12 protein-coding genes are annotated in these 12281 nt (G+C 71.2%); 4 read left to right on the top strand and 8 right to left on the bottom strand.

The features are described from left to right. The first annotated feature begins 10 nt into the window (after positions 1–10). Entirely contained in the window at positions 11–2620 is a 2610-nt protein-coding gene (gene pepN, locus RWK90_RS12115) for an aminopeptidase N (protein ID WP_314037880.1), read from the top strand. Positions 2621–2724: 104 nt separating this feature from the next. Here pepN and RWK90_RS12110 read toward each other — a convergent pair whose 3' ends face one another. Next, entirely contained in the window at positions 2725–3336 is a 612-nt protein-coding gene (locus RWK90_RS12110) for an HNH endonuclease (RefSeq protein ID WP_314037879.1), read from the bottom strand. Between the two features lie 544 nt (positions 3337–3880). Between RWK90_RS12110 and RWK90_RS12105 the strand changes: the two genes are divergently transcribed. Genes RWK90_RS12105 through RWK90_RS12095 form a run of 3 tightly spaced genes read left to right on the top strand, consistent with a single transcriptional unit; the run spans position 3881 to position 6627 of the window. Next, positions 3881–4276 carry a globin gene (locus RWK90_RS12105; protein ID WP_314037878.1) on the top strand — a complete coding sequence of 132 codons (396 nt, stop codon included), beginning with the start codon at positions 3881–3883 and terminating at the stop codon, positions 4274–4276. A 38-nt stretch (positions 4277–4314) separates the two neighbouring features. Further along, on the top strand, positions 4315–5865 hold the full coding sequence (locus RWK90_RS12100) for a glycoside hydrolase family 13 protein (protein WP_314037877.1): 1551 nt from the start codon (positions 4315–4317) through the stop codon (positions 5863–5865). An 18-nt stretch (positions 5866–5883) separates the two neighbouring features. Then, positions 5884–6627: an SDR family oxidoreductase gene (locus RWK90_RS12095; protein ID WP_314037876.1), complete on the top strand. Its 744-nt coding sequence runs from the start codon at positions 5884–5886 to the stop codon at positions 6625–6627. Here the strand turns inward: RWK90_RS12095 and RWK90_RS12090 are convergent. The 7 genes from RWK90_RS12090 to RWK90_RS12060 form a co-directional block, all read right to left on the bottom strand. Then, positions 6624–7799, bottom strand: a complete 1176-nt coding sequence (locus RWK90_RS12090; protein ID WP_314037875.1) for a site-specific DNA-methyltransferase — start codon at positions 7797–7799, stop codon at positions 6624–6626. The two genes, RWK90_RS12095 and RWK90_RS12090, sit on opposite strands and share 4 nt — an antisense overlap. Then, positions 7796–8476: a hypothetical protein gene (locus RWK90_RS12085; protein ID WP_314037874.1), complete on the bottom strand. Its 681-nt coding sequence runs from the start codon at positions 8474–8476 to the stop codon at positions 7796–7798. Before RWK90_RS12085 ends, RWK90_RS12090 begins: the two co-directional genes overlap by 4 nt. After that, positions 8473–8958 carry an acyl-CoA thioesterase gene (locus tag RWK90_RS12080; RefSeq protein ID WP_314037873.1) on the bottom strand — a complete coding sequence of 162 codons (486 nt, stop codon included), beginning with the start codon at positions 8956–8958 and terminating at the stop codon, positions 8473–8475. Before RWK90_RS12080 ends, RWK90_RS12085 begins: the two co-directional genes overlap by 4 nt. Next, complete coding sequence (locus tag RWK90_RS12075) at positions 8955–9413, bottom strand: thioesterase family protein (protein ID WP_314037872.1); 459 nt, start codon at positions 9411–9413, stop codon at positions 8955–8957. The genes RWK90_RS12080 and RWK90_RS12075 overlap by 4 nt, the downstream gene beginning before the upstream one ends. Continuing rightward, positions 9410–9886: a thioesterase family protein gene (locus tag RWK90_RS12070; protein WP_314037871.1), complete on the bottom strand. Its 477-nt coding sequence runs from the start codon at positions 9884–9886 to the stop codon at positions 9410–9412. Before RWK90_RS12070 ends, RWK90_RS12075 begins: the two co-directional genes overlap by 4 nt. Positions 9887–9891: 5 nt before the next feature. After that, complete coding sequence (ettA, locus tag RWK90_RS12065) at positions 9892–11565, bottom strand: energy-dependent translational throttle protein EttA (RefSeq protein ID WP_314037870.1); 1674 nt, start codon at positions 11563–11565, stop codon at positions 9892–9894. Positions 11566–11690: 125 nt separating this feature from the next. After that, positions 11691–12143 carry a single-stranded DNA-binding protein gene (locus tag RWK90_RS12060; RefSeq protein WP_314037869.1) on the bottom strand — a complete coding sequence of 151 codons (453 nt, stop codon included), beginning with the start codon at positions 12141–12143 and terminating at the stop codon, positions 11691–11693. Between the last annotated feature and the right edge of the window lie 138 nt (positions 12144–12281).

Here is a 12281-nt window from a genome sequence, read left to right as displayed (position 1 = left end):
GGTCCCACAGATGCGCTCGCTCAACCTCACCCGCGCCGACGCCGCCGCGCGGTCGGAACTGCTCCGCGTCGAGTCGTACGACGTGGAGATCGATCTCACCGACGGCGGCGGTGGTCCCGGGTCCGGCACCTTCCGCTCGCGCACCGTCGTGCGGTTCTCCTGCACGCGCCCGGGCGCGGAGACGTTCATCGACCTGCGGTCGGCCGTGATCCGGTCGGCGGTGCTCAACGGCCGGGAACTGTTCCCGGCCGGGGAGGAGAACCGGTACGACGACGAGGAGGGCCTCACCCTCCCGGACCTGCAGGCGGAGAACGAGCTCGTGGTGGACGCGGATCTGGCGTACACCACCACCGGTGAGGGCCTGCACCGGATGGTCGATCCGGCGGACGGGGAGGTCTACCTCTACTCGCAGTTCGAGACGGCGGACGCCAAGCGGGTGTTCGCCTGCTTCGACCAGCCGGATCTCAAGGCCCGCTACACCCTCACGGTGACTGCACCCGAGAAGTGGGTCGTCGTGGCCAACACGCTGGCCGAGGAGTCCCCGGCGGAGGGCGGCGGCGTGATCCACCGCTTCGCACCGACCGAGATCATGTCCACCTACCTGGTCGCGCTCATCGCGGGCCCGTACCACGTGGTGGAGGACGCCTACACCGACGAGCACGGCACCATCCCCCTGCGGCTCCTGTGCCGCGCCTCTCTCGCCGAGCACCTCGACGCCGACCGGCTCTTCGCCGAGACCAAGGAGGGATTCGGCTTCTACCACCGCGAGTTCGGGCTGCCGTACGCGTTCGGCAAATACGACCAGATCTTCGTCCCCGAGTTCAACGCCGGCGCCATGGAGAACGCCGGCGCGGTGACGTTCCTCGAGGACTACGTGTTCCGGTCCCGCGTGACCGGCTACCGCTACGAGCGCCGCAACGAGACGATCCTGCACGAGATGGCCCACATGTGGTTCGGCGACCTCGTGACCATGCGGTGGTGGGACGACCTGTGGCTCAACGAGTCGTTCGCCACCTTCGCCTCCGTGCTCGCCCAGGTCGACGCGACGCAGTACACCGAGGCCTGGACGACGTTCGCCAACGTGGAGAAGTCGTGGGCGTACCGCCAGGACCAGCTGCCCTCCACGCATCCCGTCGCCGCGGACATGACGGACCTGGAGACCGTCGAGGCAAACTTCGACGGGATCACCTACGCCAAGGGTGCCTCGGTACTCAAGCAGCTCGTCGCCTACGTCGGCCGGGAGCCCTTCCTGGCGGGTCTGCGCGCGTACTTCGCCGAGCACGCGTTCGGCAACGCCGAGTTCGACGATCTGCTGTCGGCGCTCGAGAAGTCCTCGGGGCGCGACCTGTCCGACTGGGCCGGCCAGTGGCTGCGCACCACCGGGATCAACCCGATCTCCGTCGACGTGGCGACCTCCGGCGACGGCGCGGGGGCCCGCATCTCCGAGCTGACGGTGGTCCAGGGACCCGCCGCCCCCGGCGCCGGCGAGCTGCGTACCCATCGCCTCGGCGTGGGCTTGTACAACCGCGATGACAGCGGCGCGGTCATCCGGACCGCCCGCGCGGAACTGGACGTCACCGGCGAGCGGACGCCGGTCGCCGACCTGGCCGGTCAGCCCGTCCCCGACCTGATCCTCCCGAACGACGAGGACCTGACGTACTGCTCGGTGCGGCTCGACGAGCGTTCGCTGGCCACGGTCCTGGACTCCCTCGAGGACATCGCCGACCCGTTGGCGCGGACCCTGTGCTGGTCGGCGCTGTGGGAGATGACGCGGGAGGCGCGGCTCCCGGCGCGCCGGTTCGTCGAGGTCGTCTCCCGGGCCGTCCCCCGCGAGTCGCAGATCGGCGTGGTCCAGCGCGTGCTCACGCAGGCGCAGACCGCGCTGGCCCGCTACGCCGATCCGGACTGGGCCGCCGCCAGCGGCTGGGCGACCTTCTCCGGGGCGATGCTCTCCGCGGCCCGCGACGCCGAGCCGGGATCGGACCACCAGCTGGCCTTCCTCACCGCGCTGTGCGCGTGCCCCATCGGTATGGACCAGCGGCGCGTGCTCGGCACCCTGCTCGACGCCGGTGCGGACGAGGCGGGGCTGCCCGGCCTCGTCGTCGACACCGACCTGCGCTGGACCGTGCTCACCGCGCTCGTCGCCGCCGGCGTCGAGGACACCGACAGGATCGATGCCGAACTCGCCGCCGACGACACGGCGGGGGGAGCGCGCCGGGCCGCCACCGCCCGGGCCGCCCGCCCGACCGTCGCCGCGAAGGAGGAGGCCGAGGAGCTGCTCCTCACGACCGGGGACGACGCCCCGACCAACGCGATCGTGCGGGCCACCCTCCTGGGCATCGATCTGCCCGGCCACGAACACCTGCTGAGCGGTCTGTGCGAGCGATACCTCGACGACGTCACCGCGTTGTGGAAGGCCCGCCCCGGCGACCTCGCGCAGACCGTGGCCGAAGGGATCTTCCCCTCCTGGGCGGTCGACGCCGAGACCGTGGAGCGGTTCGAGAAGGTGATCGCGGACGAGTCACGGCCGGCGTCGCTGCGGCGGATCATCGCCGAGCAGACGGCGGACATGACCCGCGCCCTCGCCGCCCGAGCCGTCGACTCCGCGGCGGCCGGGTAACAGGGCGGCCGACCCCCGGCGCCGGCCGCCGCGACGTCCCGGGCCGGCCGCCACGAACTCCCGGCGCCGGTCGCCGCGATCTCCCCGGGCCGGCCGCCGGCGGGTCAGGCGGCGTCGAGGTAGAGGTAGTCCTCCCAGTACGGGCCGATCTCCCGCAGCTGCGAGACAAGCCTCCATGTCCGACCACGCGGGGCGACGAGCGGCACCGTGAGCTCCCAGCCGAGCTCGGAGAGCAGCTTGTCCGCCTTGCGGTGGTTGCACGGCGCGCACGAGGCGACGCAGTTCTCCCAGTTGTGCGCTCCCCCGCGGCTGCGCGGGACGACGTGATCGACGGTCGTGGCCTTGGCGTTGCAGTAGCCACAGCGGTGCCCGTCCCGGTGCATGAGCGCGGCGCGCGTCATCGGGACCTGCGAGCGGTACGGGATCCGGACGTACTCGCGGAGCCGGATGACGGAGGGGACGCGCACCGAGGTGTCCACCGACCGCACCACGACCTCCACCGGGTGCTCGTGCACCACGTCGGCCTTGCCACCCAGCAGCATCACCACGGCTCGGCGGGCCGGCAGGGCGGTGAGCGCCTCGTAACTGGCGTTGAGCAGCAGCACGCGCGGCGCCGACGCGAGCGGGACCGGCCGGTCCGGGACCGGCTCCAGTCGCTTGGGGGTCCGCGACCCCCGTTGTCGGTACTCCGAGTTCTCGCGCACTGCTGTGCCCATGGTCGGTCTCCGCTCGTCTGCTCCGAGCCCAGTGCATCATCGGTAACCGGGCCCGGGGTGAACCTCGCCTGCAACGATGATGCACCTTCGGTGAACTCTTCGCGCGGTTTATTAGTGGCCGGGCTGGTCGGGTGGGCCTGGCCGGGCTGGTCTGCTGGGCCTGGCCAGGCTGGTCGGGTGGGCCGGGCGGGACCGGTCGCGGCGGGGCGGTGGGGGCGGCGCCGGTTGTGCTCCGCGACGCCCCGCTCGGGGCAGCCACGCCGGTCGGACCGCCCTGTACTCCGGCTTTGGACGCAACCATGGAGGTCCGAAGCGCGAATCACCACCCTGGCTGCGTCCAGAGTCGCCATGAGTGCGTCCATCCGGATTCACGCGCCGAGGGGCGGACGCGGCCGCGCCAAGGGCGAAGGCGGGCCGGTCGCGGGTCAGGGGCGGGCCGGTCGCCGGTCAGGGGCGGGGCCGGGGCGGCTGCACCACCTGCGCGGGGGCCCGCGGGTGTCCGCCCCGGAGACCCGCGAGCGACCGCGCGGGCATGATGGACGTCATGAGCAGCAGCACGTTTTACGACGAGGTCGGTGGGGCGGAGACGTTCCGGAGGATCGTCCACGAGTTCTACCGCCGCGTGGCGGACGACCCCGTGCTGCGCCCGATGTACCCCGAGGAGGACCTGGGCCCCGCCGAGGACCGCCTCCGGATGTTCCTCGAGCAGTACTGGGGCGGACCCACCACCTATTCCGAGCAGCGCGGGCATCCACGGCTCCGGATGCGGCACAACCCGTACGTCGTCGACCGCGCCGCCCACGACGCCTGGCTCACCCACATGCTCGCCGCCGTCGAGACCATCGACCGCGACACCCTGGACGACGAGCGCCGCGCCGCGCTCGTGGACTACCTCACCCGTGCCGCGGCCATGATGGTCAACACCGCCGACGTACCGTGACCCGGTCCCCCGCCCACGCGCGGAGAGCCTGGGAGGACATGGTCCTGTACCAGATCTACCCACGCTCGTTCGCCGACTCCGACGGCGACGGGACGGGGGATCTGCAGGGCGTCATCGACCGGGTCGGGCACCTCGAATCCCTCGGCGTGGACGGGGTGTGGCTCTCCCCCATCATGCGCTCCCCCGGGGTCGACCACGGTTACGACGTCTCCGACCCCCGGGACGTGGATCCGCTGTTCGGCGACGTCGGCACCCTCGGACGCCTGGTGGAGCGACTGCACGCGGCGGGGATGGTCCTCATCATGGACCTCGTCCCCAACCACACCAGCGCGGAGCACCCGTGGTTCGCCGGCGCGGTCGCCGCCGGACCCGGCAGCCCCGAGCGGGCGCGCTATTTCTTCCGCGACGGGCGCGGCGAGGACGGCGCCGAACCGCCCAACAACTGGCCGTCCGTGTTCGGCGGACCCGCCTGGACCCGCGTCACCGAACCCGACGGCACGCCCGGGCAGTGGTACCTCCACCTCTTCGCCCCCGGACAACCCGACCTCGACTGGTCGCATCCGGACGTCGCCGACGACCTGGAGCACACCCTGCGGTTCTGGCTCGACCTCGGCGTGGACGGGTTCCGGATCGACGTCGCCCACGGACTGGCCAAACCCGCCGACCTCGCGGACCTGCCTGACGACGTCGAGATCGCACAGCTCGTCGTCGACACCCGTGACGCACGGTGGGACCGGCCCGGCGTCCACGACATCCACCGACGGATCCGTCGCGTCCTCGACACCTATCCCGGCACCGCGGCGTTCGGCGAGGTGTGGGTGGGACCGGTCGACCGGTTCGCCCGCTACCTCCGGCCCGACGAGCTGCACTTCGCGTTCCACTTCGCCCTCACCGGCGCCCCGTTCGACGCCGCGTCGATCCGCGAGGCGGTCGACTCGACCCTCGAGGCCGCGCGGGTCTCGGGCGCCGCACCCACCTGGGCGCTGTCCAACCACGACGTCGTGCGCGAGGTGACCCGCTACGGCAACGGCGCCCACGGCACCGCCCGCGCGCGGGCGATGCTCCTCGTCGAGCTCGCCCTGCCGGGCATCACGTTCGTCTACAACGGCGCCGAACTCGGCCTGCCGAGCGATTTCTCCATCCCGCACGACCGGCTCACGGACCCCACCTGGGAACGCACCGGTCACGCCGAGACCGGCCGCGACCACTGCCGCGTCCCGATCCCGTGGGACGGCGACCGGCCGCCGTACGGCTTCTCGGACACCGCGCACACCTGGCTGCCGATGCCCGCCGGGTGGGAGACGCTCACCGTCGCGGCGCAGGAGACGGACCCGGACTCCACCCTCGCGCTGTACCGGGAGGCGGTACGTATCCGGCACTCGTGGCCGTCGACGCGGTCCCCGGGGATCGTGTGGGGAGAACAACTTGACGGGTGTCTATCGTTTTGGCGCGAGGACGGCCCGGTGCTGTGCATGATCAACACATCGCGTCGCCCGGTGTCGCTTCCCGACGGCGACGTGGTGCTCGCGTCGGGGCCACTCGACGGGAGGACACTGCCGCCGGACACCGCCGTGTGGCTCCAGCGCTGACGAGGAGGAACTCGGGACATGCGACTTTCCGGTAAGACCGCGATCGTGACCGGAGGGGCCGGCGGCATCGGCCGAGGCATCACGCGGGCGTTCGTCGCCGAGGGTGCGAACGTCCTGGTGGTGGACATCAACGACGAGGCCGGACGGGCGCTGGTCGACGAACTCGGTGACGCCGTGCGTTACCTCGGCGCCGACATCTCCGTGGAGGCCAACGCCGAGACGATCGTCGCCGCGGCCGTCGACGCGTTCGGGCGACTCGACGTCCTGGTCAACAACGCCCACGCCTCGCGCCAGGCCCCGCTGCTGGAGACCACCGGCGAGATGATGGACCTGTCCTTCTCCACCGGGTTCTACCCCACCTTCTGGCTCATGAAGGCCGCGCACCCGCACCTCGCGGAGCGGGACGGCTCGGTCATCAACTTCGCCTCCGGCGCCGGTATCAGCGGCAGCCCGACCCAGGCGTCGTACGCCGCCGCGAAGGAGGCGATCCGCGCCATCAGCCGGGTCGCGGCCAACGAATGGGCCCGCGACGGGATCAACGTCAACGTCATCTCCCCGCTCGCGCTCACCGAGGGCGTGGAGGCCTACATCGAGGCCAACCCGGGCATCGAGAAGCGGCTGCTCGCGGGCACCCCGATGCGGCGGTTCGGCGACCCCGAGTCCGACATCGGCCGCGTCGCGGTGTTCCTGGCCAGCGACGACGCGTCCTACATGACCGGGCAGACGATGATGGTCGACGGCGGCAGCGTCATGCTCCGCTAGTCGGCCCGCAGCCTGGGGACGAGGACGTCGCGGACGGTGTCCGGGTTGCGCTCGACCACCACCCAGCGGCGTCCCAGGTCGCGGGCCGCCACCGCCGTGGTCCCCGAACCCGCGAACAGGTCCACCACCAGTTCGCCCGGCTCGGTGGCCAGCTCCACGATCCGCCGGAGCAACGCCTCCGGTTTGGGCGTGCGGAACCCGTCGACCCCGGCCGCCCGCAGTTCGGCACGCGCGGTGTCGGTCGAGCCGACCTCCTGGGCCAGCCAGATGGTCTTGAGCTTCTTGATCCGGCCCAGCTCGAACCGGTCCCGCTGGTAGACATCGACGCGCGGGCCGCTGCGTCCCCTGACGGTGCGACACACCAGCTCGTCGATCCGCTCCCGCGCCCGGTCACGCGACCACCGCCACACCGCCGGCGTGAGGTCGCCGAACACCGGCAGGATCTCGACCAGCCCCGGGCCGGGCTCCACCGCCACGACCCCGGTCTCCGGGTCGCCGTAGAGCGGATACGTCATGGTGGGTGTGGTGCGGGGGTTGAACCGCTTGTTGGTGTTGCGCAGGGGCAGGAGCCGGAAGCGCACGCCGTCGTCACCGGTGAGCGGGAAGTCGGCGGGATCGACGGCGGAGGCGACGCCGCCGGCCAGCCGCACGCGCTCGGGGTCGCGGGCGTACACCATGAGGCGGTCGTGGGAGCCGGCGAAGAACCGGTCCAGCTGGCGGCCCTTGGGATTGCTCTCCACCGTGAGGTCGGCGATGAACGCGTCGGTGCCGAACACGTCGTCGAGCAGGCAGCGGACGCGGTGCGCCTCGGCGTCGTCGAGATGGACCCACACGGTCCCGGTGTCGGCGAGCAGCGTGCGCGCCACCACGAGGCGGGCTTCGATGTAGTCCAGCCACTCGAAGCGCGGCATGTTGTCGTGGTACGAGTCGAAGCGGCCACCGCGGTTGTACGGCGGGTCGAGGTAGACCAGCTGCGCGGCGCCGGCCGGGGCGAGTCCGTGCCCGGCCAGGGCGCCGGCGGCCTCGGGGATCCGCGCACCGTCGCCGACGAGCACCGCTCCCGCGTGCTCACCGGGGAATACCGCCTCGATCCGGGGCGCGGGCCCCTGCTCCCCGGGGGCCGGCCCGCGGCCACGTCCCGGCCAGGACACCTCGAAGCCCGCGGCGCTCACCGCAGTGGTTCGAGGCTGAGGGCGTCGGTCCGGCGGAACGCCGTGCCGAAGCGGGCGTCGAGACGGAGCCAGGCCCCGCGCTCGCTCACCCGCACCGGCTCCCCCTCCGGTGCGCGGCCCGCCTTCTCCGGCACGAAGCCGCACATCACCATCGAGAACACCGTGCGCATGTCCACGCCGAGGGGATGGTCGGTGTCCGCGCGGACGGTGAGCGCCGCCTGGTCCAGCAGCGACGGCGGGAGCCCGGCCGGGCCGGCGTTCTCGCGTGCCGCCTCGCGCCCCGACTCGGTGAGGTCGAGGAAGACCTGCGCGGGCACGTCCTCGACGCGGGTGAACCCGTCGGTGGGCGGCAGCAGGCCCTGCCACGCGGAGAGCAGCGGCATACCCGGGTCGATCCGCCCCTCGAGATCACCCGACGGCAGCACGTCGAGTTCGGTGAGCAGGTGGTCGGCGCCGCAGACGACGTCGCCGCCGGGGCACGTGCCGCCGAGGGCACGCACGACGAGCGCGCCGAAGGGGGTGCGGCCCCACACCCGCATCCGGTCACCGCTCGAGGTCAGGCGGACGACGGCCGCCTCGTCGAGCCGCAGCAGTCGCCGCAGCAGGACGCGGAGATCATCGCGGTCGGCGGGATCCGGGACGCGGATCATCCCGTCGGCGGGGACGGGGGCCGTCACGTCCGGTCCTCGTGCCGGAACTCCAGCAGGTAGCCGCGCTCCTCGCGGGTGAACCGGCGGGGCCGCTGGGTGGTCAGGTCGAAGGCGGCGATCGTGGCGGTGCAGTCCACCGCCGGCGGGGCGGTGTCCGGGGTGGTGCGGGCGCGGACCTCGTGACGGGCCACGAACATGGCCCCGCCGACCTTCTCGCACCACATCCGCACCCGGATCGGCCCGTCGGCGTGCCGGATTTGACCGCGGTACCGCACGTTCAGATCCGTCATCACCGCGCCGGCGGTGAGCGTGGCGGTGGGCAGGCCCTCGGCGAAGAGCCACGGGATGCGCGCCTCCTCGATGAGGGTGATCATCCGCGCGTGGTTGACGTGGTGGTACAGATCCTGGTCCGACCACCGGACGGGCATCGCCGTGGTGAAGACCCGCCGACCCGGCTCCCCCGAGGCGCCCAGGGGTCCACCGGCGTCATAGACGAGCTGATCGGTCACCCGGCCGACCCCTGATCGGTGATCGCGGCCGGCTGCCGGGCGGCCTCCAGCACGTGGCGAACACCGGAGGGGATCTCCACGGACGACGAGGTGGAGGTGTCGTAGGCGACCATGACCACCCGCAGGGTGCAACAGATCTCGCCCGCGGCGTCGTAGATGGTCTGGCGGATCTGGTACGAGGTGGTGCCGACGTGCTCGACCTCGATCTCCACGTCCACCGAGGTGGAGTCACGCAACACCGGGCGCAGATGGTCGATCTCGGTCCGACGCACGACCTGCGGGAGGTTTCCGAGGCCGAACTGCCCCAGCCGACTGCGGATGAACAGGATCCGCGCCTCCTGGGCGTACTCGATGTACTTGATGTTGTTGACGTGCCCGAACTGGTCGAAATCCGCCCACCGCACCTGCAGGGTGCAGCGGAACGTCCCGGCGTCCGCCATGTCCTGTCGCGTCATCCCGCCTCCTCCCGGTGTCCGAGCAGCGCGGCCCGCTCCTCGGGGGTGATCTCCAGTGTGGTGGTCTCGTCCGCCGCCGTCACCACCATGACGGTGTCGATGACCGCGCACGGCTCGGCACCCGTGGAGTCCGAGCCGATCGAGGTCCGCATGGTGTACGAGGTGCGGCCGACGCGCAGAGTCTGCACGTCGACCCACACCGCGGGCACGCCCATGGGGATGGAGCGGCGGAAGTCGATCTCCATCCAGCGTGCGAGCGCCACCGGCACCCGGGACCCGGGGACGCCGAACTCCTCGCGGAAGAAGAGGATGCGGGCGTCCTGGGCGAACTCCTGGAACTTCACGTTGTTGACGTGGCTGCCCACGAAGTCGGTGATGCGCAGCGGGATGTGTACCCGGTGCACGACGCCCGGCGCACCGCTCGCGTCCTGTGCCGCGGCGGTGTCCGTGTCCTGGGTGGTCGGTGTCGCCATCCGTGTCAGCCCCGGGTCAGCTTGCGGTGGGTGACCCGGCTGGGGCGGGCGGCGTCGGGGCCGAGGCGCTCGACCTTGTTCCGCTCGTAGCCCTCGAAGTTGCCCTCGTACCAGTACCACTGGCCCTCGGCGACGTTGCCCTCCCACGCGAGGATGTGGGTACAGGTCCGGTCGAGGAACCACCGGTCGTGCGAGATGACCACAGCACACCCGGGGAACTCCTCGAGGGCGTTCTCCAGGCTGCCGAGGGTCTCGGTGTCGAGGTCGTTGGTGGGCTCGTCGAGGAGGATCAGGTTGCCGCCGACCTTGAGGGTCAGTGCCAGGTTGAGGCGGTTGCGCTCGCCACCGGAGAGCACGCCGGCCTTCTTCTGCTGATCGGGTCCCTTGAACCCGAACGCGCTCAGGTAGGCGCGCGAGGGCATCTCGTTCTGGCCGACCTCGATGAAGTCCAGCCCGTCGGAGACCACCTCCCACACCGACTTCTCGGGGTCGATGTTGGCGCGGTTCTGGTCGACGTAGCTGAGCTTGACGGTGTCGCCGATGCGGACGGTCCCGGCGTCCGGCTCCTCCAGTCCGACGATGGTCTTGAACAGGGTCGTCTTACCGACGCCGTTGGGCCCGATCACGCCGACGATGCCGTTACGGGGCAGCGTGAAGCTGAGGTCCTTGATGAGGATCCGGTCGTCGAAGCCCTTCTGGAGGTCGTTGACCTCCACCACCACGTTGCCGAGGCGCGGCGGGGTGGGGATCTGGATCTCCTCGAAGTCGAGCTTGCGGTGCTTCTCGGCCTCGGCCGCCATCTCCTCGTACTTGGCCAGACGGGCCTTGGACTTGGACTGGCGGGCCTTGGCGCCGGAGCGCACCCACTCGAGCTCGGCCTTGAGGCGCTTCTGCAGCTTCTGGTCCTTCTTGCCCTGCACCTCGAGGCGCTCGGCCTTCTTCTCCAGGTACGTGGAGTAGTTGCCCTCGTAGGGGTGCAGCTTGCCGCGGTCGACCTCACAGATCCACTGCGCGACGTGGTCGAGGAAGTAGCGGTCGTGTGTGACGGCCATGACGGCGCCCGGGTAGGTCGCCAGGTGCTGCTCGAGCCACAGCACGCTCTCCGCGTCGAGGTGGTTGGTGGGCTCGTCGAGCAGCAGCAGGTCGGGCTTGCTCAGCAGCAGCTTGCACAGCGCGACGCGACGGATCTCGCCACCGGACAGGTTGGTGACCGGAGCATCACCCGGCGGGCAGCGCAGGGCGTCCATGGCCTGCTCGATCTGCGAGTCGACCTCCCACGCGTCGACGGCGTCGAGGTACTCCTGGAGGACGCCCATCTCCTCCATGAGCTCATCGGTGTAGTTGGTCGCCATCTCCTCGGCGACCTCGTTGTACCGCCGCAGCTTGACCATGGTCTCGCCGAGGCCGTCCTCGACGTTCTCCTTGACGGTCTTGGCGGGGTCGAGCTCCGGCTCCTGCAGGAGGATGCCGACGGTGGCCTCCGGGTCGAGGAAGGCCTCGCCGTTGGAGGGCTGGTCGAGCCCGGCCATGATCTTGAGGATCGAGGACTTACCGGCGCCGTTGGGGCCGACCACGCCGATCTTCGCACCGGGGTAGAAGGCCATCGTGACGTCGTCGAGGATCACCTTGTCCCCGTGCGCCTTCCGAACCTTCTTCATCGTGTAAATGAACTCGGCCATTCTACCCTCTCACCAGCACAAATAGGTCTCATCACCGCGGGTGGGCCGCGGGCACGACCCCCATGTTACGTGTCCGCCCGCGACCCGGGCGTCCGCGGCGGACGCCCACCCCACACGCCGCGGCATCAGGGCGCGGCCACCCCCGCGAGCTCGCCGTCCTCGGCGGCCTCCCCGTCCGGGTGGTCCAGGTCCTGCGATCCGATCTCCATGGCGTTCTCGTCGGTCTTCGCGCGCCGCACCGTGACGTCCATGCGCGACAGGTCCGGACCCAGCGCGCTGACGCGCATCTCCAGGTCACGCATGACCCGGCCCTCGCGTTCGTACTCGTTGGTGAGCAGGCGACCGTGCAGGATCACTCCGTCGCCCTTGCACAGGACCCCGGACGCGCGTTGGCCGAGTCTGCCCCAGCAGTTGGCGGAGAAGTAGAGGGTGCCGCCGGTCTTCCACTCCCCGGACTGGCGGTCGAGGTAGCGGCTGTTGCTGGCCACCCGGAACGTGAACACCTGGTCGTCACCCACCCGCCGGGAGGTGGGGTCGGTGATCACGGTGCCGCGGACGGTCGTCTGGGTCTCGTTCATGGGCTCGCTCCTGTCACGTTCGGCCGACCGTGCGTCGGCCTCGTGACCCGAGGGTGCCCCACCTCGTCGTCGTCGCCCCCCGATCCCACCGCCCGCGGTGGTCCCCCTGTGGAGGGGGAACGGCCTGTGGACAACGGT

The organism is Dietzia sp. CH92 (genome assembly GCF_032248695.1).
In the GTDB taxonomy this organism is placed as follows: domain Bacteria; phylum Actinomycetota; class Actinomycetes; order Mycobacteriales; family Mycobacteriaceae; genus Dietzia.
The sequence above is the reverse complement of the archived record's forward strand: the minus strand, read 5'-3'. Positions and strand labels throughout refer to the sequence as shown.

Coding starts and splice junctions, on each gene's coding strand:
- pepN (WP_314037880.1), top strand. CDS start 11: ATGCGCTCGCTCAACCTCACCCGCGCCGACGCCGCCGCGCGGTCGGAA.
- RWK90_RS12110 (WP_314037879.1), bottom strand. CDS start 3,336: ATGGGCACAGCAGTGCGCGAGAACTCGGAGTACCGACAACGGGGGTCG.
- RWK90_RS12070 (WP_314037871.1), bottom strand. CDS start 9,886: ATGGCGACACCGACCACCCAGGACACGGACACCGCCGCGGCACAGGAC.
- RWK90_RS12105 (WP_314037878.1), top strand. CDS start 3,881: ATGAGCAGCAGCACGTTTTACGACGAGGTCGGTGGGGCGGAGACGTTC.
- RWK90_RS12095 (WP_314037876.1), top strand. CDS start 5,884: ATGCGACTTTCCGGTAAGACCGCGATCGTGACCGGAGGGGCCGGCGGC.
- RWK90_RS12100 (WP_314037877.1), top strand. CDS start 4,315: ATGGTCCTGTACCAGATCTACCCACGCTCGTTCGCCGACTCCGACGGC.
- RWK90_RS12075 (WP_314037872.1), bottom strand. CDS start 9,413: ATGACGCGACAGGACATGGCGGACGCCGGGACGTTCCGCTGCACCCTG.
- RWK90_RS12060 (WP_314037869.1), bottom strand. CDS start 12,143: ATGAACGAGACCCAGACGACCGTCCGCGGCACCGTGATCACCGACCCC.
- ettA (WP_314037870.1), bottom strand. CDS start 11,565: ATGGCCGAGTTCATTTACACGATGAAGAAGGTTCGGAAGGCGCACGGG.